The 24,316-nt window shown below is 56.5% G+C and carries 21 protein-coding genes, 1 other RNA gene and 1 pseudogene; 10 read left to right on the forward strand and 13 right to left on the reverse strand.

The annotated features are described in order from the left end of the window. Nucleotides 1-32: 32 nt before the first annotated feature. The 3 genes from RIN49_RS21640 to RIN49_RS21650 all read right to left on the reverse strand — a co-directional run bounded on the left by RIN49_RS21640 (nucleotide 33) and on the right by RIN49_RS21650 (nucleotide 3,454). Nucleotides 33-920 carry a carbohydrate ABC transporter permease gene (locus RIN49_RS21640; protein ID WP_309122232.1) on the reverse strand — a complete coding sequence of 296 codons (888 nt, stop codon included), beginning with the start codon at nucleotides 918-920 and terminating at the stop codon, nucleotides 33-35. A gap of 17 nt (nucleotides 921-937) precedes the next feature. Beyond that, nucleotides 938-1,783: an ABC transporter permease gene (locus RIN49_RS21645; RefSeq protein ID WP_309122233.1), complete on the reverse strand. Its 846-nt coding sequence runs from the start codon at nucleotides 1,781-1,783 to the stop codon at nucleotides 938-940. A gap of 126 nt (nucleotides 1,784-1,909) precedes the next feature. Continuing rightward, a complete protein-coding gene (locus RIN49_RS21650) occupies nucleotides 1,910-3,454 on the reverse strand; it encodes an ABC transporter substrate-binding protein (RefSeq protein WP_309122234.1) in 1,545 nt (514 codons plus the stop codon). 216 nt (nucleotides 3,455-3,670) lie between these two features. Between RIN49_RS21650 and RIN49_RS21655 the strand changes: the two genes are divergently transcribed. Continuing rightward, a complete protein-coding gene (locus tag RIN49_RS21655) occupies nucleotides 3,671-4,432 on the forward strand; it encodes a sugar phosphate isomerase/epimerase family protein (RefSeq protein ID WP_309122235.1) in 762 nt (253 codons plus the stop codon). Between the two features lie 190 nt (nucleotides 4,433-4,622). Here RIN49_RS21655 and ssrA read toward each other — a convergent pair. The 7 genes and pseudogenes from ssrA to RIN49_RS21690 form a co-directional block, all read right to left on the reverse strand. Next, nucleotides 4,623-4,988, reverse strand: a transfer-messenger RNA (tmRNA) gene (gene ssrA, locus RIN49_RS21660). Between the two features lie 73 nt (nucleotides 4,989-5,061). Beyond that, nucleotides 5,062-5,541, reverse strand: a complete 480-nt coding sequence (gene smpB / locus RIN49_RS21665) for an SsrA-binding protein SmpB (RefSeq protein WP_309122236.1) — start codon at nucleotides 5,539-5,541, stop codon at nucleotides 5,062-5,064. A gap of 77 nt (nucleotides 5,542-5,618) precedes the next feature. After that, the gene (locus RIN49_RS21670) at nucleotides 5,619-7,298 is read right to left on the reverse strand and encodes a GMC family oxidoreductase N-terminal domain-containing protein (RefSeq protein ID WP_309122237.1); all 1,680 of its coding nucleotides are present in this window, start codon (nucleotides 7,296-7,298) and stop codon (nucleotides 5,619-5,621) included. Continuing rightward, on the reverse strand, nucleotides 7,291-7,899 hold the full coding sequence (locus tag RIN49_RS21675) for a gluconate 2-dehydrogenase subunit 3 family protein (protein ID WP_309122238.1): 609 nt from the start codon (nucleotides 7,897-7,899) through the stop codon (nucleotides 7,291-7,293). Before RIN49_RS21675 ends, RIN49_RS21670 begins: the two co-directional genes overlap by 8 nt. 197 nt (nucleotides 7,900-8,096) lie before the next feature. Then, the gene (locus tag RIN49_RS21680; protein ID WP_309122239.1) at nucleotides 8,097-8,471 is read right to left on the reverse strand and encodes a PH domain-containing protein; all 375 of its coding nucleotides are present in this window, start codon (nucleotides 8,469-8,471) and stop codon (nucleotides 8,097-8,099) included. A gap of 39 nt (nucleotides 8,472-8,510) precedes the next feature. Beyond that, nucleotides 8,511-8,849 (reverse strand): DUF3995 domain-containing protein, encoded by a 339-nt coding sequence (locus RIN49_RS21685; protein WP_309122258.1) that lies wholly within the window; start codon nucleotides 8,847-8,849, stop codon nucleotides 8,511-8,513. 206 nt (nucleotides 8,850-9,055) lie between these two features. Next, nucleotides 9,056-10,183: pseudogene (locus RIN49_RS21690) on the reverse strand (Npt1/Npt2 family nucleotide transporter); the annotation flags it as partial. A 303-nt stretch (nucleotides 10,184-10,486) separates the two neighbouring features. Between RIN49_RS21690 and RIN49_RS21695 the strand changes: the two are divergent. The 6 genes from RIN49_RS21695 (at nucleotide 10,487) to RIN49_RS21720 (ending at nucleotide 18,144) form a co-directional block, all read left to right on the forward strand. Then, nucleotides 10,487-12,718 (forward strand): helix-turn-helix domain-containing protein, encoded by a 2,232-nt coding sequence (locus tag RIN49_RS21695; RefSeq protein ID WP_309122240.1) that lies wholly within the window; start codon nucleotides 10,487-10,489, stop codon nucleotides 12,716-12,718. A gap of 304 nt (nucleotides 12,719-13,022) precedes the next feature. Next, on the forward strand, nucleotides 13,023-13,907 hold the full coding sequence (locus RIN49_RS21700; protein ID WP_309122241.1) for an ABC transporter permease: 885 nt from the start codon (nucleotides 13,023-13,025) through the stop codon (nucleotides 13,905-13,907). A 12-nt stretch (nucleotides 13,908-13,919) separates the two neighbouring features. After that, a complete protein-coding gene (locus tag RIN49_RS21705; protein WP_309122242.1) occupies nucleotides 13,920-14,804 on the forward strand; it encodes a carbohydrate ABC transporter permease in 885 nt (294 codons plus the stop codon). Between the two features lie 32 nt (nucleotides 14,805-14,836). Next, complete coding sequence (locus RIN49_RS21710; RefSeq protein ID WP_309122243.1) at nucleotides 14,837-16,489, forward strand: extracellular solute-binding protein; 1,653 nt, start codon at nucleotides 14,837-14,839, stop codon at nucleotides 16,487-16,489. Between the two features lie 55 nt (nucleotides 16,490-16,544). Then, nucleotides 16,545-17,393 (forward strand): sugar phosphate isomerase/epimerase family protein, encoded by an 849-nt coding sequence (locus RIN49_RS21715; RefSeq protein WP_309122244.1) that lies wholly within the window; start codon nucleotides 16,545-16,547, stop codon nucleotides 17,391-17,393. Nucleotides 17,394-17,625: 232 nt separating this feature from the next. Continuing rightward, the gene (locus tag RIN49_RS21720) at nucleotides 17,626-18,144 is read left to right on the forward strand and encodes a cupin domain-containing protein (RefSeq protein ID WP_309122245.1); all 519 of its coding nucleotides are present in this window, start codon (nucleotides 17,626-17,628) and stop codon (nucleotides 18,142-18,144) included. On the opposite strand, the gene RIN49_RS21725 is transcribed toward RIN49_RS21720, so the two are convergent. Continuing rightward, nucleotides 18,145-18,786, reverse strand: a complete 642-nt coding sequence (locus RIN49_RS21725) for a response regulator (RefSeq protein ID WP_309122246.1) — start codon at nucleotides 18,784-18,786, stop codon at nucleotides 18,145-18,147. It abuts the gene before it with no gap. A 23-nt stretch (nucleotides 18,787-18,809) separates the two neighbouring features. Next, the gene (locus tag RIN49_RS21730; protein ID WP_309122247.1) at nucleotides 18,810-20,954 is read right to left on the reverse strand and encodes a GAF domain-containing sensor histidine kinase; all 2,145 of its coding nucleotides are present in this window, start codon (nucleotides 20,952-20,954) and stop codon (nucleotides 18,810-18,812) included. Nucleotides 20,955-21,186: 232 nt separating this feature from the next. Here RIN49_RS21730 and RIN49_RS21735 point away from each other — a divergent pair, with 232 nt between their 5' ends. Continuing rightward, the gene (locus tag RIN49_RS21735) at nucleotides 21,187-21,759 is read left to right on the forward strand and encodes a hypothetical protein (protein WP_309122248.1); all 573 of its coding nucleotides are present in this window, start codon (nucleotides 21,187-21,189) and stop codon (nucleotides 21,757-21,759) included. A gap of 79 nt (nucleotides 21,760-21,838) precedes the next feature. Here RIN49_RS21735 and RIN49_RS21740 read toward each other — a convergent pair whose 3' ends face one another. Continuing rightward, a complete protein-coding gene (locus tag RIN49_RS21740) occupies nucleotides 21,839-22,159 on the reverse strand; it encodes a winged helix-turn-helix transcriptional regulator (protein WP_309122249.1) in 321 nt (106 codons plus the stop codon). Between the two features lie 130 nt (nucleotides 22,160-22,289). Here RIN49_RS21740 and RIN49_RS21745 point away from each other — a divergent pair, with 130 nt between their 5' ends. Further along, on the forward strand, nucleotides 22,290-23,288 hold the full coding sequence (locus RIN49_RS21745; protein ID WP_309122250.1) for an NADP-dependent oxidoreductase: 999 nt from the start codon (nucleotides 22,290-22,292) through the stop codon (nucleotides 23,286-23,288). A 132-nt stretch (nucleotides 23,289-23,420) separates the two neighbouring features. Next, complete coding sequence (locus tag RIN49_RS21750) at nucleotides 23,421-24,302, forward strand: sigma-70 family RNA polymerase sigma factor (RefSeq protein WP_309122259.1); 882 nt, start codon at nucleotides 23,421-23,423, stop codon at nucleotides 24,300-24,302. Nucleotides 24,303-24,316: the final 14 nt, after the last annotated feature.

Genomic DNA, 24,316 nt, shown 5'->3' on the forward strand with positions numbered 1-24,316 from the left:
TTCTCCATGGGGGCCTTTTTTTGTGCTTAACATTAACCTTTGACTGCTCCAACCGTGATACCTTTGACAAAATATCTCTGGAAAAATGGATATACAATTAAAATAGGTACAGCGCCTACTACGGCAATTGCCATTTTGATACCTACGCTCGGCATTGTAGCCGCAATTTCCCCGGCATTCCCGCCAGCTCCGCCGCTGGCCAGAAATTGGACATCCTGAAGCATCGTATTGAGCATGTTCTGAATACTGAACAAACTCGAATCGGTCAAGTAATAGAACCCGTTCCGCCAGTCGTTCCAATAATTCAACCCTATTAGCAGAGACAATGTAGCGATCATTGGCACCGACATTGGAAGCACCAACCGAGCCAGAATTTGGAACTCCCCCGCACCGTCGATCCGCCCCGACTCAATGACTTCTTCCGGGATGCTAGTCATAAAGTACGTACGCATCATTATCACATAGAAAGCGTTCAGCAGCAATGCCGGGATGATGAGCGCCCAAATCGTGTTATCAATATTTAAATATCGTGTCCACATAATATACGTAGGCACAAGTCCGCCGTTGAAGAGCATGGTGAAAAATACAAGAAAAGCAAATGTGTTGCGATGCGGCAAATCCCGTCTCGATAGCGGGTAGGAGAGCAGCACCGTAAGCAGCATGCTAGTAAGCGTACCTACAACCGTTACAACGATCGTTATGAGGTATGCTCTTGCAATCGTATCTGCCCGCTGAAACATGTACGCATAACTCTCAAAACCAAGCTTTGCCGGGAATAACGAATATCCGTCGCGAATGAGTGTGCTCTCATCTGTAAATGAGGAAACGACAAGCAGTACAAACGGAAATAAACAAAAGATCGTAAAAGCGAGCATTGTCATGTTCGCAAAAACTTGGAACGCCTTTCCATTATCAACCATTGTCGATTCACCTTTACTTAGAATAGAGCATTCTCTTTGCTAAATCTGGTCACAAGTCGGTTCGCAATATACACAAGGGTAAAACCGACGAGGGACTGATATACACCTGCTGCGGAGGACATTCCCAAATCGTTCAGCTTAATCAGACCACGGTAGACATAGGTGTCGATTGTATTGGTTACATCATACAGCGGACCTGAATCCATCGGAACCTGATAGAACAAACCGAAGTCGGAGTAAAAGATCGTACCGACCTGCAGCAATACGAGCGTAATTACCGTTGGCTTCAAAGCGGGTAATGTAATGTTCACCATCTGTTGCCAACGGTTCGCTCCGTCAATAACCGCCGCTTCATAATACCCGCGGTCTATGCCGACCAATGTTGCGTAATAGATTATGCAGCTGTAACCAAACACTTTCCAGATATGCACAATCGTCAAAATGTATGGCCAGTATTTGGGCTCGGTATACCAGGTTATTCCACTCAAACGTAACGGCTCCAAGATGCTATTGTTAACGAATCCGGATTCTGTGCTGAGCATAGCGAACACCAAATAGCTGACAATAATCATAGAAATCAAATACGGCAACAAAATAATCGTCTGGTAAGTCTTCTTCCAAAAATTCGACCGAATTTCATTCAGCAGGATGGCAACACCGATCGAAATGACTGTCCCCAGAACGATAAACAGTGTATTGTAACCTAGCGTATTACGAGTAATAACCCAGGCCTCTTTCGTCTTAAACAGGTATTCAAAATTGCTCAAGCCTGCAAATGGACTGTTGAGAATGCCTGCATTCCAGTTTACATGCTTGAAGGCAATGATGATCCCTGCCATAGGTACATAGTTATTGATCAGCAAGTATATCAGACCCGGGATCATCATCATATACAGAGGAATAAACCGTTTATATTTGTGCTTCCGTTTGTTGGTGCTAAGCGCAGCGTTTATTGATGTTCACCTTCCTCATTACCGCAAGACAATGAATTACTTGTTCTGAGCGGCAGCCCACTGATCCAGTTGAGCTTGCTTCTCTGCAATAATGTCATTGATGCCTGCAGCTTCTAATTCCTTCAAGAACACTGGCAACGTTTTCTCAGGATCAAGCATCCCCGTCATTAACGCTTCGTGGTACTTCGCCACGACATTGGAGCTTGCCGTCATTTGGTTGCGCACTTTGCTTGAGTCAAATGTGAAACCATATGCAGCGGATTCAATTGCTGTATTGTTGAATTCCGTTTGCTCTTCCCAATAGTTAGCGGGATTGCCTGCCCATACATGACCGATCGTTTGGTTCGGCCACAACCAACCCCCGCTCGGTCTATAGCCAGTAGTCGTGGCATCCAAACCTTCCGGATAATCAACGATCGATTGACCATTAGATGCATCGCCTACTACAACGTAGTGCTTGTCCTGAATGCCATAGATCATCAGATTCGTCAACTCCGGATCTGTGTACATCAGGTTCAACAGCTTCATGGCAGCTTCCGGATGTTTCGAGCCGTTGCTGATCGCCCATGTAGCCATTTGCACATCGGATGTTGTTTTGTAGGCCGGAATAATCTCGGATACAACGATCTCTATTCCATAGTTTCTTGTTTCCTGAACATCGAATCCGGGCTTCAAGTTCATGAATCCGCCGAACGCGCTGCCTGCCTTCATCATCGTGCCTACATTTTCCGTGTTATTGATTGCATCTTTCATAATAAGACCGTTGTTGTACCATTTGTGCATGCGAGTAATAAAGTCCTTATAAAATTCAGTTTCATAAAGATTGACAACCTTCAACTCTTTCCCGAAATCCATCAATACGCCAAGGTTCGTCATGTCGTCGCCTAGCGCATCCCAACCCCAGTTACGTACCAGTTCACCGTTGGAAGGAACTACCGGGATCACGTCCGGTTCGTTCTCACGAATGATCATCAGCGCTTCTTCCAGTTGATCCAGTGTCTTAATATTTTCGTAGTCAATGTTGTACTTATCCGCCAAGTCTTTTCTCATTTCAAAGCCATAAGCCTTGGCCAAGTCACGACCCGTTGTAATCCCGTAGATGTCGTCACCGATACGCCCCGCTTCAAGATACTCCTCACCAATCGCTTTCACCATATCTTGACCGTACTTGTCGATCAGCTCGGTCAACGGAATGATTTGTCCGTTGTTAGCCATCGTGGCCAGCGGAGTCATGTAGATGGGCAGCAGGTCAACCCCTTTGCCGGATGACAGCATCATCGTTGTTTGCTGTACATAGTTGCCGTAAGAGATAAATGTCAAATTCACTTCAACATTTAATTTCTCTCTTGTAATTTTGTTTATTTCCTCCACAACCAACTGTTTGTCTTCCTTGTCGGCGGACATCATGACTACATCAAGTTTGACAAGCTCTTTTTCCCGTAAATCTCCGGCTTGAACAGCGCCATCCGTTGAATTTCGACCCTCTTCCCCGTTCGTGGCATTGTTACTTGGGCTTCCGCAAGCCGTGATCAAGGTAACGCTCATCACAAGGAAAAGCAAAGAGGACATTGCACGTTTCATTTGTAAAAACACCCCTATTGTTTATGAATGAAGTTATTTTAGCAGATTAAAGTGTTAAATCTCTGTAAATATAATGTCCTATGCAATCAAAATAATGACTTGTTGTTTGCTGAGAACCGCTTATCACGGTTGGATTCTTTAAAATATGATATGATTGGGCAATTCATATGAAAGTATGGAGCAATCACATTACTACAAGAGCGAGGCGAATCCCCTGTGACCAACTTGAAAGTAGCATTACAATTGTACACACTGCGCGATTACGATAAGGAAGATTTCGCAGGGAAACTGAGAAAAGTTCGCGAGGCAGGCTATGATGGCGTAGAGTTCGCAGGTTTCCATGGTATTCCTGCAGAAGAGTTGAAGGCGACGCTGGATAGTCTGCAACTGGCTTCCATGGGAAGCCATACTCGAATCGAGGAACTGCTGAACCATCTCGATGAGGTAGTTACTTACAACCAAACCATTGGCTCCTCTTATATTGTGATCCCTTATTATGAGATGACGTCTGAGGAGCATGTGCAGGCTCTGATCGGGATTGTGAAGGAAATAGCCCCTAAAATCCGGGCTGCAGGCATGGACTTGCTGTATCATAACCATTACCATGAGTTTATGAACGACTTCGGCGACAAACCAATTCTGGAGACGTTGAAAGAAGCAACGTCCGCCAATGAATTGAATTTCGAGATCGACATGTTCTGGACAACCCATGCCGGTCGCAACCCGGTTGATGTAATGCAACAATTTGGCCCGCGCTGCAAGACCGTTCATCTGAAAGATATGGTAAGCAGGGAAAGTAAAGAAATGACCGAGCTTGGGACTGGGATCCTGGATTTGAGCGGCATTCTCGCGAAGGCTCAAGCCTCCAATTATGAATGGGTCGTTGTGGAGCAAGATCGAATAAATATCGACGGGTATGTCAGCGTCAAACAGTCGCTTGATCATGTGAAAGCGCTGCTGCAGGGCCAGGGCAATTAGAAATCCCCCTAGATTATTTTGCTGAAGAGGCGGTTCAAATCAAATGGTCTCGCGGACTTCGCCGCGAAGAAGGGGCCCGACTTTTGGTCGAGCCCCCAGTTTGCATTGTTTTCGGGCTATGGTTTCTTTCGCACACGATCTCCTGTACGTAGAAGAAGGGCCCGGCCTAATCGGCCGGGCCCTTCTTCTACTATGGAGCCGAGGGGAGTCGAACCCCTGTCCGAAAATAACGGCACACAAGCTTCTACGAGTGTAGTTACGGTATTGTTGTCATCGCGCGGACGCCCCGGAACCGGCTTCGCGCGCGATCAGCCTGATTGTCTTCTTCCGTCAGACCCCAGGCGGAGACCTGACGGCGTATCCCACTAAAGGTGAGCCCCTATCCTAGCACATGGGCGATGCTAGGTAGAAGCACGAGAGCAGGTTATTAAGCTGCTACTGCGTAAGAAGGTTGTGCTTTGCCATTTATTATGGCTTTAGCGTTGATGAAGCGGACGCGGCCCCGCTACTCGCTACTCATGCTCGAACTATTCCCGTCGAATCCATAAACGGCCCCGTGCATAAAGCAATTCTATCATGAACCGCCGCTTCGCGCAGGACGAGCGGCGGAACGCGATCCCTGGCAAGATCTATCGAGCCACCTTCTGGCGTTCCTTCAGCGCCCGCTGAATGTCGCGCTGCGCGTCCTTCTTGGCGGCCGATTCGCGCTTGTCGTAGTTTTTCTTGCCCTTGCCCAGACCGATCAGCATCTTGGCGAAGCCGTTCTTGAGATACACCTTCAGCGGCACGATCGTGTAGCCCTCTTGCTTCGACAAACCGAGCAGCTTCGCGATTTCCTTCTTATGAAGGAGCAGCTTGCGCGCCCGCGTCGGGTCCGACGGATTGAACCGGTTGCCCTGCTCGAACGGCGAGATGTGCATGTTGTGGATGAACGCTTCCCCGTTGCGTATCGTGGCGAACGCGTCCGAGATGTTCGCCTTCCCGCCGCGCAGCGACTTGATCTCCGTGCCGGTTAGAACGATCCCCGCTTCATAGGTGTCCTCGATGAAGTAGTCGTGCGACGATTTGCGGTTTTGGGCTAGCAGCTTGTCGTCGTTCTTCTTCGCCATCGCGAACGCACCTCCGCGCAAAGTTTCGGTAGTACTTCATCATACCAACAGCGGCGCACGAAATCAAGGCACATCCCTTACCGAAAATATTTCGCCGCCAGCCGCTCCGCCGTCCGAGTGGCGAGCGCCTGCGTCGTGAGCGTCGGATTCGCTCCGCCGATCCCGTTATAATGCACGCTGTTGTCGGCGATGAACAATCGCTTCGTCTGATACGCTTCTCCGTATTCGTCGACGACGAATCCCATCCGCATGGTGCTTTCCATGTGGATCATCAGTGCGGCCGGCCAATCCGCCCGGTGAACCTTCCTCGCGCCTGCTCTCCGCAGGATGTCCGCCGCGATTGCCGCCAGCCGTTCCCGTTTTCCGATGCTTCGCCGATCGGGCACGTAGCTCACGACCGGGACGGGCCCGTGTTCGTCTTTCAGCACCGGATCGACCGAGACCCCGTTCCGGAAGTCCACTTCATCGTCGGTAAGGATCGCGATGCTCAGCGTCCTCCGGTAATGCTCCATCCAATGCTGCAGCTCGGGTCCGACGACGCGTCCCCTTCGGTCCGAGACCGCATATCCGGATTCGCTTAACCCGAAGCTCATCGATGCGACCAGCCCGGGGCTCATTCCGGACACCAACAAGGACCCGAGCCCGGGGTAATCCAACCGGCCGCCCGACGAATGTCCGACGAAGGGATCGATCTCCGGACTGCCAAGAATGGACAGCAGCTCCCTCTCGTCGAACATCCCCGCGACCCAATCGATGTAATGATTCACCAGCCCCCTGCCGACCCACGGATTGTCGGGCAATCCCGAGTTCAACCACAGCCGCGGACTCTCGATCGCTCCGGCGGCCATCACTACGATCGCGGACCGAAGCTCCTCCGTCTCTCCCGTCCACGTATCCCGAACGCGAACGCCGACAGCGCGCAAGCCTTCCGCCGGATGCGCCTCCGTCAAAATCCGCACGGCGAACGCATTGGGGCGTATGGCGACCCGGCCCGTGTTCAACGCCAAAGGCACATAGCTCACAAGGGTCGAACGCTTCGCGACCTTATCCACCGAAGGTCCGTGCGGGCATCCGTTGACGCAATGCCCCGCTAGGGTGCAACCCTCCATCCAAGACAGCCGCTCTGTCGTGTAGGTTGAATTCATCAGGTTGGGATTCGGCGGAAGAATGGCGTTCGGCTGCGGACGGTACCCGGGAGCCGTCACGTCCAGCGTAGGGTTCAGACGCCACCCAGCCATCCGCGCGCCATGATAGAACAACTCTTCTTTGGCGGTCGTCGGCGCGAAGGCGACGGGGAGGGTGCTCTCGACCTTTTCGTAATAAGGAATCAACTCCCTGTAGGACAGCGGCCAGATGCCGTCGATCGTCGAGGGGATGGCGCGAGGCGAATTGGCGAAATAGGACTGCGTGGTCCCGCCTACGCCGGAGTTTTGCCAGGCGAATCCTCGCTGCGCGAAGTTCCGAAACCAGGGCGCCCGGCTTCGATCCGCGGGGCCCCAACGCAGCTTGCCGGCAATCAGGTTGTTCATCTCTCCTTCCCGCTTATCGTACTGGGCCCGAAGGAGATGGATGTTCAAATCCGCGGGGTCCGCGCTCTGCCGCCCTCCCCGCTCCGCATTGGGCTCCGGCCACTGCGAATTGCCGTACCAGGGTCCCGCCTCCAACACGAGCACCTGCAGCCCCGCTTCCCCGAGCTCCTTGGCAATCACGCCGCCGCCGCCGCCCGAGCCGATCACGATGACATCCGGATCAGCCATCCGTATCCCCCCCCTCGATCCGCGAATCCTTCGACGGGAACCCTCGGAGATCCCGGTAGCCGAAGGAGGGGCCGGGATACCCGACAAGCCGCCAGCCCGCCGCGCCGCAACCCGACCATTCCGAGTAATAGCCGAAGAACGTGAGCTGGTGTAACGAGTTTACGATGATGCGAACTAAGGCCGGATTTTCGGAAAACGGGGCGGGCAGCTCATCCGGCGAAAGCTCGACTCGATCCAGCAGGTCCAGCGTCTGCAGCCGGCCAAGGCGCGACAAGGCGGAGAACGGTCCCCCGCCCGGAAAGCTCCCGGGGGACAAGGACGTCGGAACGCTCCCCATAAGCCGTTCGGCGCCCCAATCCAACAGTCGGGCCGTCGACCGGGACAGCCGCTCGCCGTTCGTCGCTTGAATAGGGGGAAATTGCGAATGATCCAGCTCCGCGATCACATACCGATCGACGCACAACTGGTTCGCGCCCGCGACGATTTCCCAGGTCGCCTCCTTCCGTCTGAACGTGGGCGGAAGCACCGCATCGGCCACCGCTTGGAACGTCGCCTCCGTATAGGCGTCCGGCTCCCCCGAGCTCCCGTCGTTTCGCGACACGCATCCCGCCCCCTCCGTCATGCCATACTACCTTACATGTATTAGAGCGGCCGGACTCCTATTCTAAGCGCTTCGAAAAAGTACGGGCCGCCTCGGACCGTCGCGTTCTTTACAAGCCCTCGTCGGGTCGCAAAAAAAGGACGTCCATAAAGACATCCCTTCCCCGCCTACCGTAATGAACTGGTGTGCAGCCGCCGTTAATCTCGCAATAACGCATTAGCGATCAGCATGTCGAACTTGCGGATGTCCACCCCTTTTTGCAGCCTGACTTTGATATGCCCCGCTCGCGTCCATAGCTCGACCTCCGCGTTAAAATCGAGGAACCCGCCGGCGTTTTCCGTGGACCACATATGGATGGATGAATACGGCAAGGAATAGATCTCCACCTTCTTGCCGGTCAAACCTTGAGCGTCGCGTACGATCAACCGCTTGTTCGTGAAGATCGCCACGTCCCGGAAAGTCTTATACGCCGCGACCGCGCTTTCTCCGGCCACCAGAATTTCCGTCACGTCTTTCGGGATCGGACATTCCGACACCAACGTCCATTCCAATATACTCTTCGTCTCCGACATCCGCTTCAACCTCCCTTTGGAAAATGGATGATCCTCCGCTTAAGCGAGCGTAACGATCGCTACGCCGATGCCGAGAAACAGACACAGCGGCGAATACAAGGCGCTATCCCACTTGGCGAAAACCGTCCCTGTCCTTCTCTTCGTAAACCCGACCCGCTTGAATTCCCCGATCGCGCGCTGGAGGAACGCGGCCGCAACCGCTCCCGTAGCGACGGATGGCGGAGGAGCCCCGGAATGTGCGGCGCGAGGTCGAATCCGTCGATGCCGCGGAGCACTCGGAACGCGTAAAGCGCCTGCTGCTGATCCTGGCTCCGCAGCGCCGTCGTCAACAAGTTCAAGCTCGCGGGGTCCATGAAATCGAGCTCGGCATCTTCGAATTTGGCGCCGCCCGCTTGCATGGCGGCTAGGAGCGTTTTCAAATAAGCGCCCTTGACCTTAATCGCCGCCGCGATACAGACGACGAGCAAGCCGATGACGACATAGCTGAAATCTCTCACAGACAGAACCGGCGACAACGCGATGAGGCATAGTCCCGCCAGCCCCTTCGCTCCGTTGCGAACGATGCCGTCCAGGAAGCTCTTCGCGCGACTTCGCCACTGCGGCGGGATCGGAAACATGATGAGCTGATTGACCGAGGAGTTAATCGTGTCGCCGACGACCTTGTCGCTGCCCTTGACAAGGACCGCCGTCGCCAACATGGGCAGCAGCAGCACGCCCAGGCTTCCCGTCATCAGGACGACGGGAAAGACGAGAATCGCCGTCGTGACGCCGAACCGCGTCAGCACTCTGCCGGCGACGAACATCTGCACCGCTAACGCCAGCAGCCCCGCGAACCCGTAGAAGCTGCCCATGAAGCCCGCCAAAGCGTCGTTGTGCAGCTCGCCTCGCAAGATGATCTTAAATTGGTAATCGATGAACGTTAATACGAGAATCAACGCCGCCGACATGATCGCGACGTACTTGAGATGCGGCACCGACTGGAACAACCCTTCCGCCTGCCGTTCTTGGCGCGCTATCCCCTTCGAAGACGAAGGCGGCTGCGCCGGCTTGCCCGCCGACGCGAACGTGTCCGCCGGATCGCGCGTCCGCCGAATCAAAGCGAATACCGCGACCAGAGCCAACGCTCGCAGCGCCGCATAGAACAGTATCAAGTTCGCCGTACCGACCGCCGGAACGATCAGCTTCAGCCCGAACCCGCTCACGATGCCGCCCACGATGCCGCCGCTGCCGACGAGACCGATCGTGCGTTTCACCTTCCGCTGATCGAGCAGCGCCGTGGCGAATTGCCAGAAACATACGATCATGAGGAAGTTGAACACATCGTATCCGACGTACATGACCGGTATCACCCATCCCAGCCCCAACGCCACCCCGATCCTTGAACCGAGGACGAGCAGCGCCAAGGACGGGATCAATCCATAGAGGAATCGGTCGATGCGAATGCGCAGCGCGTACCGTTGGAAGGCGACGCCGGCCAAGATAAGCGCCGCGGACTGCGGCAAGTACATCTTGGATAACAGCGACGCATCGAACTGAGATAGAAACAGCGCATCCGCCGCCGTACGCCCCACCGTCGAAGCCGACGCTACGAAAAATAAATAGAAAAATAAAAGCATCACCTTGCGATACTCTTCTTGATCCTCCGAAAATCGCGCGAAGGCCGCGTCCATCACCTTTTCCGAAAACCGCTTCATCTTATTGTTTACGCCCATGTCGTATGTGCCCCTGCAACCGTGCCTATGTCTTATGTACTGATTCCATGCTCGAGCGCATTCCCCTTCCGTCGCGACCCGCAAAAGTACCTAAAAGCGGCTGAATCTAAGTGTTATGCGTTCATTGGCTTGTCGTAGTTTTTTACGCTTGACCGACTTGCCGGCAAGCGGACAGGACGGGCGATGCGAGGCACGCTGTTCCGCGTCTTTTACATCCGGTCAACACTCCGTTAATCTCCCGCTGATTTAGAAATGGTACAATGCTTCTGTACAAGCCGCACGGTTTGGAAAGGGAGTGTGATCATGAAGCTGAAAGCAGCAGTCCCCATCTTCTACAAATATGTCGCCTCGTTCGTGGCCGTCCTGCTCGTGCCGATTTTGTTCCTCGGGATTTCCGGTTACGAGCAGACGGTAAATCTGATCCACGACGAAGTGACGGTCAGCCACCAGAACCGAGTTCTCCAATGGCAAGAACAGATCGACGCCAAGCTAATCCAGATGAACAAGATCGCCGCGGAGGTCGCGGCGAACCCCGAATTGACGCCGTATTCGCTTGAACGCAGTTTTTATCAAGCGTATCGGGCGAAAGCGCTGCTGAATTACAAAATGGCGAACGAGTTTGTGCACGAGATGCTCCTGTATATTCGCGGCGGAGATTATTTATACTCCTCTGTAAGCACTTACAAAACGCAACGCTTCATTAACGAAATTTACCGGTACCGGGATTGGGACGAAGCGCAGTTTCGGCAAGCGATCGAATCCTCCTCGAGACCGGCGTTCCGGCCGGCGGAAGAGGTCCGTCTTCGGAACGATCGGAGCCGGTTGGTGACCTACCTCGTACCCATTCCCTACAAGAGCAACAATCCGTACGGAACGTTGCTGTTTCTTATTCCCGAAGACGCGCTGCTGCCGCCGGAGCGGATCGATCGAAGCGGCAATACGGTTGTCCTCGACCAAAACGGCAACGTCGTCGCTTCGCTGAAGCCCGCCGGCGGCTTGCCGGACGCGGCCGAGCTGCTTCCGGACGCGGCGGGGCCGAGCTTTCATATTCGTTCCGTCGACGGGACGGACCATTATATATCGCATATTCGTTCCAAGTTGACGGGGTGGACGTATGTGACGATGCTTCCGGTCGCCGAGGTGATGAAGCCCGTTCATGAGATGCGCGACCGGTGGCTTCTCAACTTGATGCTGATCGTGCTGATCGGCGGACTGATCATTTACGGTTTGGTTTATGTCAATTACCACCCGATCCGCGAGCTCGTGCGGTGGGCGGACGCGCGCTGGGGCTTGTCCGACCGCAAAGCCGACGAGCTCGATACGGTTCGATCGCTGATCGATCGGATGGGGCAGTCGAATCAGGAGCTCGGGCAGAAGCTGCAGAATAACCGATCCGCGATTCAGGAGCATCTGCTCTTGCAGGTGCTCAGGGGGGAGGTTTCGGACGTGTCGGCGTTCAACGATCGGGGAAGGGAGTACGGCGTATCGTTCTCCCATCCGCGGTTTTTGGTCGTCATGTTCGACTTGGCGGCGGAACGTGCGGCGGCGCACAAAGCGACGCTCCGCAGCCTTGTGGCCGGGAGCGCGTCGGCATGGATCGAAGCGTATGGGAAAGACGATCTGGACGACCGCCGCATTCCGTTCCTCGTGTCGACGTCGCTGGACGACGGCGAGCTTGCCGGTTGGGTGGAGGAGCTGCACCGCTCGCTGCGCGATGAGCGCGGCATCGCGACCACCGTCGGCGTCGGAAACGCGTATCCGGACATCGGACGGATCGGCAAGTCGTACCTTGAAGCGTCGACGGCGGCGGATTTCAAGTTGATCCGGGGGAACGGAAAAATCATCCATTTCCAGGACGTGTCGGATGGCGAATCGGGCGCCGTTTCGTATCCGACGCAGGAGCTGTCGCGGCTCGAGACGCTGATCCGGCAGGGCGACGCCGAACGAATCGCCGACGTGCTCGGGGGCATCGCGGCGGCGATCCGCGACCGGAGCGCGACGCTGTTCGCGGCGCGCTGTCTCTGTTTCGACATCGTCAACACGGTATTGAAGACGGTGGCCGAGATGAACGCCTTGCCCGGGGCGACGGAACGGTTGCCGAACGTATTGTCGCTGATGCGCTTCGACACGGTGGAGGAACTGACCGAACGGGTGATGGCGGCATGCATTGACCTATGCAGGCTAATCGAACGCGGGAAGGCCGAAGCGCCGCTGATCGCGTCGATGCTGGCGTATATCGAGGAACGATTCGCCGATCCCGAATTTTCCGTCCGCCAGCTGGCCGAGCGATTTTCCTTGTCCGAATCGTACGTCAGCCGGTACGTGAAGGAACAGACGGGGAAGAACGTCTCCGAACACGTGCACCGGCTGCGGGTCGAACGGGCCAAGCAGCTGCTCGCCCGGGACGACCGTCCGTTAAAGGACATCGTCGAACAAGTGGGGTATTACGACGCCTCCAGTTTTATTCGCACCTTCAAGCGGTCCGTCGGGGTGACGCCGGGCGAATTCCGGCGGCTGTACAAACCAGCGGAGTAACGACAGGCGCGGCACATCGGTTCAGATTCGACCGATACGCCGCGCCTATCGTATTTGTCAGAATCTGCATACGCTAAGCAGCATCGGCCGATAGGCAAGCCCCGAAGCAATTCGCTATGCTTCGGATGTCGGCGTCGGCGGGCTGCGCATGGCTCGACCGACGGCAGTCGCCGACACGTAGAACGGCCGACATGTAAAACGGCGAAGAAAGGAGAGGGATAGTATCGTAAGCGGCGAAGTCCCGGCGCGGACGGACCGGAGCGCGCGAAGCGTACGAGGCAACGTTCGCAGGCTCGCTAGGAAGGTGGCGGCGAGTTATGAGCTGTATCTGTTTCTGCTTCCGACGCTGCTCTATTTTATCGTGTTTCATTATATCCCGATGTACGGCGTTCAGATCGCCTTCAAGCGATTTATCGCCGCGGAGGGCGTCGCGGGCAGTCCTTGGGCCGGCTTGGAACATTTCGAGCGCTTTTTTCAATCGTTCCAGTTTTGGACGCTTTTGCGAAACACGCTGGGTTTGAGCCTGTACGAGCTTCTGGTCGCGTTTCCGGCGCCGATCGCGTTGGCGTTGCTCATCAATCAACTCGCTTCGGAACGTTTCAAGAAATTCGTGCAGACGGTCACGTATGCGCCGCATTTCATCTCCGTCGTCGTCGTCGTCGGAATGTTGAACTTGTTTTTGTCCCCGCGGAACGGACTTGTCAATCGGGCCATCGAGATGTTCGGCGGGACGCCGGTCTTTTTCATGGCGAACCCCGATTGGTTCAAGACGATCTTCGTCTTCTCGGGCGTTTGGCAGAACGCCGGCTGGTCGACGATCGTTTATTTGGCGGCGCTGACGGCGATCAACCCGGAGCTGCACGAAGCGGCCGTCGTCGACGGCGCTTCGAAATGGCAACGCGTCCGGCATATCGATCTGCCCGGCATCGCGCCGACTGTCGTCATCCTGTGGATCCTAACCGTAGGCAGCTTCATGACCGTCGGATACGAAAAGGTGTATTTGATGCAAAATCAGCTCAACATCGACTCGTCGGAAATCATTCAGACCTACGTGTACAAGGTCGGTCTGCTCGATGCCCAATACAGCTATTCGGCGGCGATCGGATTGTTTAATTCCGCGATTAACTTTGCGCTGCTCGTCGCGGTGAACGGATGGGCCCGCCGGATGAAGCAAGCGAGCTTGTGGTAGGGAGGTGCCGCGATGTCGGCCCGGAGCCGGTCGGACCGATGGTTCGACGCCGCGAATTATTGTATCTTGACGCTGCTGCTGGCGGCGGTTCTGTACCCGTTGTACTTTGTCGTCATCGCTTCCGTCAGCGATCCGGACTTGGTGAACGCGGGGCGGGTATGGTTGTACCCGCGCGAGATGACGCTCGAAGGCTACGAGCGCATCTTCGGCGACGACGCGGTCTGGTACGGCTATCGGAATTCTTTGCTGTACACCGTCGTCGGAACCGCCATCAACGTCACGCTGACGCTGACGGGCGGATACGCGCTGTCCCGGCGCGACTTGCCCGGCCGCACCGTGTTTACGTTCGCGATCGTGTTCACGATGTTTTTCGGCGGGGGGCTGATCCCGACCTATTTGCTCGTCAAGGAGCTGGGCATGGTCAATACGATGTGGGCGATGGTCGTCCCGAACGCCGTCTCCGCCTTCAACATCGTCGTCGCCAGAACGTTCTTCCAAAGCACGATACCGAAGGAGCTGTTGGAAGCGGCCGCGGTGGACGGCTGTCCGAACACGTTGTTTTTCCTGCGCATCGCGTTACCGCTGTCGATGCCGATCGTAGCCGTCCTGACGCTGTTCAGCGCGGTGGGGCACTGGAACTCTTATTTTCAGGCGTTAATCTACCTGAACCGGGACGAGCTGATGCCGCTGCAGATCGTCCTGCGCAACCTGTTGATCGCCAGCGAGGTGTCGGACGTCATGACGTCGGACATGGCGTCATCCGCCGACCAGCAGCGGATCGTAGAGGTCATGAAATTCGGCATGATCGTCGTGGCGAGCCTCCCGATGCTGGCGCTGTATCCTTTCCTGCAAAAGTACTTCGTCAAGGGCGTCATGATCGGATCGTTGAAAGGTTGACACGTTAGAAAATCGAACGGAGGGCTTTGGATATGATGTTTACACGTAAACGCAATCGCGCCGCGGCCGGCTTCGCGCTGGCGACGACGCTGCTGTTGTCCGCCTGCGCGACGGAGTCCGGCACCGAGCGAGGGACCGGCGCGAACGACGCCGCGGGCGCGACCGCCGAACCGACTCCTTCGGCTTCGCCGGCTCCGGCGGGATTCCGCCCGACCGGCTACCCGATCGTCGACGACAAGCTGACGCTGCGCTTCGCCGGCGCCAAGGGCGCGGTATCCAAGGACTTTGGAGAACTGCCCTTCTTCCAGCAGTACGAAGAAGCGACGAACGTTCATATCGAATGGAGCATGAACCCGGATTCGAGCTGGAACGAGAAGAAAAACCTCATCTTCGCCAGCGGCGATCTGCCGGACGCTTTCTACGGCCATCATATCCTGTCCGGCGAGGACGTGTTGAAATACGGCGCGCAGGGGCTGCTGATCCCGCTGGAGGACCTGATCGACCAGTATGCGCCGAATTTGAAGAAGGTGTTCGAAGACAATCCGAGCTTCCGCCAAGAGTTGACCGCGCCGGACGGACACATTTATGCGCTGCCGACGATCGACGAGGGCTACCCGGATTCCCGCGACGCCTTGTTCATTAACCGGAAGTGGCTCGATCAGCTTGGGCTGTCCGTGCCGACGACGACGGAGGAATTTTACGAGGTGTTGAAGGCGTTTCGGGACAACGATATGAACGGCAACGGCGACGCCGGCGACGAAATTCCGTTTTCGTACTTCGGCCACCAAAATTACGGCATCTATTCGTTCTTCGGCGCCTTCGGCATGACGGATCGGCCGAATCATATCGGAATGGACGGGGACCGGGTATTGTACACCGCGGCGCAGTCCTCTTACAAGGAGGGGATCCAATACTTTCACCGGCTCTACGCGGAAGGCCTCCTCGATGTCGAGAGCTTGACGCACGACAAGAACGTTTATTTCTCGAAAATCAAGGAGTCGCTCGTCGGCGTATTTATCGGTTGGGACCATTACGACGTCTTCGGCACGGAACCGCATGATTACGAAGTGATGCTCCCGCTCAAGGGGCCGGAAGGCCACCAGCTCTGGAACCGGTACCCGGTCGGCATCTTGAGCAAGGGCGCGTTCGCGATCACGTCCGCGAACGAGCACCCCGAGGTCACGATGCGCTGGATCGACCGCAGCTATGACCCGATGGTCGGACTGGAGGCGGTGGAAGGCCCGGTCGGCATCAACCTCCTCGTGCATCCGGACGGCACGATCGAAAACACCCCGGCGCCGGAAGGGATGAACGGGAACGAATTCCGGCACTCCACCGCGCCGGCCTCGAAGTCGGTGTTCATCCGCACGCTGGAATTGGCGGAGAAGCGGGTGCGCCAGACGGTACCGGGCAGCCTGATGAAAACGGATATCGACAAGCTGTACCAGCCGTATCTGATACCGGACATTTACCCCGACCTGTTCTTCACGGCGGAGGAAAACGATGAGCGCATCCGGTACTTTACCGATGTCGACGCGTACGTCAACAAGATGCACGCCAAGTGGATCATCGACGGGAACGTCGAGAACGAATGGGACGAATATATGGACACGCTGAACCGGATGGGGCTCGACAAGATGCTCGCCATCTATCAAGCCGCTTACGATCGCTTCAGCAGCCAATAATACAGGAACGAGCGGCGGCGCCTCGGCGCCGCCGCGATTCGTCGGGAGGCGCGAAGTGAAGCTTTCATTGAACACGAGCTATTTGGGGGATACGGGCCGGGAGGAGCATTGCCTGCGGAGCATCAAGGCGGCGGGCTTCGACAGCATTCAGTGGATTCATGATTGGAACGGCGACTATATGTATGCGCCATCCGAGATCGAGCAAATCGCCGACTGGCTGTCGACCTACGGGCTCGTCATGGGCGATCTGCATGCGAGCAAGGGGATCCGGAAGGACTATATGTCTTTCAACGAGTACGAGCGGAAAGCCGGAGTCGAACTGATCAAAAATCGCGTCGACCTGGCCGCCCGCTGCGGCGCACGCGTTATCGTCCTGCACATGCCGATTCCGACGGCGTTGTGGAATTCACCGCGTCTGGACGACCTGTACGACCGTGTGTTTCGTTCGCTGGACGAGCTTCGGCCCTATTGTATCGGCAAGGACGTCAGGATCGCAGTCGAAAATTTGGTGCAGACGGACTTCCGGAAGGAAACGGAGCAGTTCGAGAGGCTGTTCGAGCGGTACGACGCAGATTTCCTCGGATTGTGCTACGATTCCGGTCATGCCAATTGCGCTTTTCGGGGGACGGGGGAGCGTGTCGGGTTCCTTGAGCGCTTCGCCGATCGGCTGCTGAGCGTGCATCTGACGGATAATGACGGCCGCGGCGACGCGCACTGGGTGCCGTTCTCCGGCTCGGTCGATTGGACGGGTATCGCCCGGGTGCTGGTCGATACCGGCTATGACGGATACGTCACGCTAGAATCGGTATTGCGTCGAAGCGGGTTGGAAGACGAAGCGATTTACCTGGAAGAATGTTTCGCGAGAGCCGAACGGTTCCGCGAGCTGGCGGAGCGGTTTCGGTGAAGCGGATCCGCGCCGGAGAAGGAACATCCCAAGCCCGCCTGTCGGACAGTCGGCTTGGGATGTTCCGTTTTCGAGGTATTCGAGGGTGCGAAACAAAACTTGACAGGCATGTGGAAAATACTTGTTAGTCCATTGGTCAGTCGTAGAAAAAAGAGCGTCACATCGTTCAGAAAGGGTTATGATGGGGATACGGATAACATTGGATGTTTAAAAGGACGGAGGGGAACAGTTCATGAGCGGAAAGAAGCTCGTTCATCCCGACGGCCGGACAGTTACGTTACTCGACGCCGGCACGGATGAACAAGGGCCATACCTGTTGGTCGAACATCGAATCTTTCGGCAAGGCGCGATGAACGGGCCGCACTGGCATCCGGTTCTAACAGAAAAATTCGCGGTGAAGGAGGGGCGTATGCGGTTCGTGATCGACGGCAAGGAGCAGTTTGCGGAACCGGGAGACGAGGTCGCCATCGCCCCGAACCAGGTTCACCAATTCTGGAACGCAAGCGACACCCGATTGATTGCGCTCCATGAAGTTCGTCCCCCGGGACGACATTGGTATATGTTCGAGATCATTCATAAGTTAGAATGCGAGGGGAAGCTGAACAGGAAGGGCGTTCCGTCGAATCCATTGTGGTTGGGAGCGGCTTGGGAGAGTATCGACGGATATATTCAGGGGCCGCCGGTCGTTGTCCAGAAGGTGTTCTTAGGCGGCCTGGCGCGGTTGGCGAACGCGTTGGGTTATCGCGTATGATTACGGGTCCCGCGACTCCTTCAATAGTCGTCTCGCTTCGTTCCGATCCGCGACCTGCAGCTTGTTCAAGATCGTGGAAATATTGTTCGCCACCGTCTTGGCGCTGATGAAGAGGCGCGCGGCGATCTGCGCGTTCGTCTCCCCTTCGGCGATGCGCTCCAAGATTTCCATCTCCCGCTTGGACAGCTCGGCGAGCGCCGGATGCTCCGGCTTGACGGCCGCCCTGGGCGCCGCGAAATAGTGAATCATCCGCGACGCGATGTCCGCGCTGAACACCGCCCCGCCGTTGCCGACCATCCGAATCGATTGCAGCAATTCCGGCTCGTCGGCATCCTTCAGCACGTAGCCCTTCGCTCCGGCGCGCATCGCCGTAAACACGGATTGGTCGTCCTGGAACATGGTGAGCACCAGCACTTCCACGCGCGGGTACCGTTCCTTAATGAGCCGGGTCGCCTCGATTCCGTTCAAGCCGGGCATCCGGATATCCATCAAGATGACGTCCGGCTGCAGCGCGGCGGCCAGATCCAACGCCTCGTCGCCGGACGAAGCTTCTCCCACGACCTCCAAGTCGTCCGTCGTTCCGAGCAAATTGCGAACGCCGCTCCGAAACAGCGGATGGTCGTCGGCGATGACGATTTTCACATGGAAGCTCCCCTTTCCTTTATTCAAAACGGCAGCACGGCCGTCACCCGCGTGCCGCCCTCTTCCGATCGCTCGATCGTACAATGACCGCCCAACTCGGCGGCCCGCTCCCGGATCGATTGCTGACCGAGGCCGCCTTTGCCGCCGGCCGCGGCGGAAGCCGTCGCCAAGGCGCCGCCGCCGACGACGCCGTTGTCCGCGATCTCGACCGTCAAACGACCCTCCGCCACAACCTCTAACATTACCGTGCACAACGTCGCTCGCGCATGCTTGATCACGTTCACGACCGACTCCACGACGATGCGGTACGCCGCCACCTCCACCGCGGCGGGCAGCGCCGGCAGCGGGTTAGGCGCGCGGAGCTCGATGCGCAGCGGCTCGGTTCCCGCTTCCTCGGCCAGCAGCAGCGCGGGCTTCGACAGCTCATGGACCCTCTCGCGGATCGCCCCCATGAGTCCCAGTTCGTCTAGGGCGGGCGGGCGCAAATCATGGACCATCGTCCGAATTTCGCCTACGGTAGATCGAATGACTTGCCGGAGGTCTTCCAGCATTTCGATGGCGGTGGAAGGCTGCTTCTCCACGTATTTTCGGGCCGTCGCCGCATTCAGCGCCAGCGCGGCCAGTCTCGGGGCGAGGTCGTCGTGCAGGTTTTTCCGAATTTGCCGGCGTTCTTCTTCCCGGGCCAACACCAGCTTCTCGCGAGATTCCTGCAGGTCTTTCGCCAACAGCTTCATCCCCAGCGTCATGTTGACGTTCTCGACGATCGGACCGGCTTGGCGCAGCAGTACGTCGAGAAACTTGGCGTCCTCCGGCGAGAACGCTTCCCCCGGGGAGCGGCTCGCGATATAGAGCGTGCCGAGCTCTTCTCCTCTATGGATGACGGGGTAGGCGTGAAGCTCGTTCGCGAGATCTCCCGCGGAAGCGATCGTCTTCTCCGGTCCGCCGCTCCCGACGCCGATCGAGATGCCCGCATACGGCAGGCGCAGCGCCTCCTTCACCGTTCGGACGACGGCGTCCAGCATCGCCTCCGGCGCCAGCGGCCGGATCAGCTGATCGCCCAGCTCGAGCAGTACGGCGTACGGATCGTCGTGTCGGCCCTTCATCAGCCGGTGGATTTGCCGCTGCAGCCACTCTTTGAGCGGCGCGAACGCTACGGCGACCACGGCGGTCGCCAGAAGGGACACGACGAAGTTGTCCTTCGTCCGGAACAGTTGGCCCAAGTAGAGTACGGCCACGGTATACAACAGGACGACGCAGACGGATAACGCCGCATAGACGAGCGTCCGGTTCACCAGAGGGTCGATGTTCCACAGCCGCTTGCGCAGCACCGCCATCGTCAGCGTAATCGGAATGGCGGTTAGCGATAGGTTCAGGATCCCGTTCAAATAGACATAGGTCATGACGGTCCCGTCGTTGATGGCCGGGTCGAACAAGACGCTCATGGCGATAAAGCCGACGACGCCGATCGAGACGCCGTATACGACCCACTTCGTTCGCTGCCTCTCGATCGGCGGGGACACCTTCTTGAAGCGGTAGACCTGCGAATAGATAAGGATGCCTGTAGAACCGACGTACCACAGCAATTGAACGTACTCAGGCACCTGCAGCACGTCCCAGATTCGGCCTCGATTCAGAAATTGAAGCACGTCCACGGCGACGATGAGGAGGAATGCGTATCGCGTCCACTTCGGCACGAAAAATCCGTCGGGAAACAAGAAGAAAAACAACGACAACGACATCCAGCCCGCCATCGCGACCAGCATAAACCACTGCTCCGCGAACGCGCTCCCCTGCGAGGCGACCGCCGCCAGCGACGGGAAAGACGTGCCGAAGGAAACCATCGCCATGACGGCCAAGAGCCCCATCGGTTGGCGCGCCCCTCCTTTCCACAGCATGACTGCGGACGTCGCATAGAACACGAATGTAAACGCGCAATCGATCAGCACGAATAGTAGGGCGTAGCCTTCTAAGGCGAGCCCTTCCGCCGGAATCGTCATCGCGGGCACGATGGTGCCGCAGCCTTGAACGAGACAGGTTTCCGTTAAGGCCGCGTAATACTTTGGAATACCTCCGATATACATCGCTACCGCGACTGCGCAGAACGCTAGGACGAGCAGCTGCAGGCTTGCCGTTTTCCAATCCTTCTTGTTTCTAGCATGCCATGCCATCCCTTCCACGCCTTCCTGATTGATGGTTATAGCTAATTATAGCCCCGCGCCTGCGGATTGGATATGGATGGATCGCCTTTTCCCGCGCTCTTCCTTCCCTCTTCCCGAAAATGGCCCCTCCTTTCCCGCGATTTCGGGAATGCCCTTCTCTAGTTCGCGGGAATTCCCGCGCCTTATGATGAACTCATGAAGCGAGGCGAACCTCGCGAAATCGAATCGGAGGATGATAATAATGAATCTACAGCAAGCGATCAAATGGTTGGGCATGATTTGCATCTTGGCGGGCATCGCGCGCATCGGCATGACGCCGACCGCGATCGTCTGGGGCACGGACAGTCCGCAAGAGCTGACGTGCGGTTTCATCGCCTGCGTGCTGATGTCCGTCGGCACCATCGCCGCCTATATGGTGCAATCTCGCGAAACGGGCGTTACCGGCTTCATTACGACGCTCGCGATCATCGTCGCGAACATCGTGACGACCGCGATGGTGTGGGCGACGTTCGCCTTCGGCGCCGACGGTCCGATGCCGGAGGGCGTCTTGGTCGACGTCACCCGCATGATCAACATGATCGGCATGATGCTGGGCTCGCTCGTATTCGCGATTTTGACGTTCCGGGCCAACGTCTTCCCTCGCTGGGTCCCGGCCTTGCTCGTTCTGATGCTGCTCAGCCTCTTCCTTCCGATCGAGGACAACAAATATTTCGCGGCGTTCTGGGGCATCGCTTATGTAGGCATGGGTTATTGCATCTGGGCCGAGAAGCTGAATCAGGCGACAGCGAAGACGGATGCCGCGTTGAGCGCGTAAAGCGAAATACGAAAAGAGAAAGCCCCAAGCGAACCTGAATCGTCAGGTTATCGCTTGGGGCGTGCTTTTTATCCAATCTTTATTGCACTCGAGCCGTCCACTTCTCCACCCATGTTTCCAGTCCCTTTAAAGCCTCCAGAAACTCGCTCCCTTTCGCCGTAAGCGAATATTCTACGGTCACCGGGACCGTCGGAAACACCTCGCGGCGTACTAGTCCGTTATGTTCCATATGACGGAGCGTACTCGTTAACGACTGGGTTTTTACGATCGCTACATCTCTTTGAAGTTGTTTGAACCGCTTCGGACCCGCAGACAGTTCGCCGAGCACTAACACGACCCATTTGGAGCCGAGAATTTGGAGAACTTCGCAGATGTCGGGATGTTGCTCCTGTTCCCTCACGCTTTCACCTGCTTACTAATAGTAATTAGATCCAACGAAACGGACTAGATCCAAACCTTTTGCTCTCTTACCATCCTAATAATCCCCCTGTACAATGTCAATAAACCTCAATTAAAGGAGCTCGAGTCCCATGACGTATAAAAAGATTGTATTGCAAAAAAGGCCGGCAGGAGCCCCGGCTGTAACCGATTTTGCTGTGGTCGAGAACGATCTGCCCACCCTAGCGGAAGAGGAAGTGCTGGTGAAGACGTTGTACCTATCCATCGACCCTTTCCTGAGGAACATGATGAACGAAGCAGATTTCGTAGGGCCTTCCGTTCCGCTCGGCGGCGTCTTCGGAGTTCTGGCCGCCGGGGAAGTATTGTCCTCCAGAAGCAGCGCTTACCGCGAAGGCGACTATGTTTCGGGCGGTTGGGGGTGGCAGACGCATGCGGCGGTCCACGCCGGTCGCCTGACGAAAGTGAATCCGGAACTTGGGCCGGTTTCCACTTCGCTCGGATTGTTCGGCATATCCGGGTTAACGGCTTATTTCGGAATGATCGAGATTGGAAAGCCGAAGCCTGGCGAAACGGTGGTTGTGTCCGGCGCGGCCGGAGCCGTCGGCATGATCGCAGGGCAAATCGCAAAGCTGTACGGCGCGAAGGTGATCGGCATCGCCGGTTCCGACGAGAAGAACGCGTATCTGAAGAAGGAGCTCGGGTTTGACGAAACGATCAATTATCGAACGTCTCCCGATCTGATCGCCGCGGTGCGGCAAGCCGCGCCCGAAGGCGTGGACGTTTACTTCGATAACGTCGGAGGCGCCGTGTCCGATGCGGTCATTGGTTACATCAATCCAGGCGCGCGAATCCCGATTTGCGGGCAAATTTCCCAGTATCATTCCTCGACGCCGGAGTCGGGACCAAGGGTCGGCATGCAGTTGGTGAAAAACAACGCGCTGATGCAGGGGTTCGCTTTCACCCAATACGAATCGCGTTTTCCGGAGGCGCTGGATCTTCTGAGCCGGTGGTATAAAGAGAATAAAGTGAAACTGGAAGAGCACATTATCGATGGGTTCGAGAATGCGCCGAAAGCGTTCGTCGATTTATTTCGCGGCAAAAATATCGGTAAGTTTCTCGTAAAAGCGTAAATATGCAATGCGGCGGCGTCTGCCAAGCGGCGGTCGCTCGGCTCCGCTGCAAACCTATCCTGTCACATTGTTCATTTCCCATACGTCAATAGAATGGATACAAAATTCGAACATGAAAGAGGAAGCGGAATGATGAACGCACAGGAGCGTATCGCGGAACAATTCGAAGGGAATCGCAACCATCTTCTCGCGGTAGCCTACCGATTGTTGGGATCCTGGAACGAGGCGGAGGATGCGGTTCAAGAGGCTTGGCTGCGCCTTAGCCAGTCGGATTCCAACGCAATAGAGAATCTAGGCGGATGGCTGACCACCGTTGTCTCCCGAATTTGCCTCGACATGCTTCGAGCCCGCAAATCCCGGCACGAGGAGTCGATGGAAGCGTACTCGCCCCGTGCAACGATGCATCATCCGCACAGCGATCCGGAAGGCGAGGCCTTACTGGCGGATTCGGTGGGACTCGCCATGCTGGTGGTGCTTAGCACTCTGAATCCGTCCGAGCGCGTCACTTTTGTCCTGCACGACATTTTCGCCATGCCCTTCAATGAGATTGCTCCAATCCTGGGTAAATCCGAGGCGGCCGCTAGGCAGCTTGCCAGCCGTGCACGCCGCCGCGTGAGAGGAGATCCCCCGGAAGAAGACAAACCCGCGCTGGCTTCCCAACGCGAGCTGATCGAAGCTTTTCTCGCAGCTTCGCGCGATGCCGACTTCCACAGGCTGCTGACCGTACTCGACCCGGATGTCGTGCTTCGGGACGACCGCCGGAGCGAAGGATTGCGCGTCGCTCATGGGGCGCACCATCTAGCCCGACAGGTTGCCGGGCGTATCCAAGCTTCGCAACCCGCTTTGGTTAACGGCTCCGTCGGCGTGATCGTAGCCCCTCGAGGACGCTTGCAATACGTGCTTCAATACGCCTTCCGCCAGGGAAGGATCGCCAAAGTCGACTTGATCTCCGATCCCGTACGTATCAGCAATCTCAAACTTGCACTGCTTGACAATGAAACTCAACCGAAGTAAGGAGGAACCAACCA

It is taken from the genome of Paenibacillus sp., from assembly GCF_031177825.1.
Taxonomy (GTDB): domain Bacteria; phylum Bacillota; class Bacilli; order Paenibacillales; family YIM-B00363; genus Paenibacillus_AE.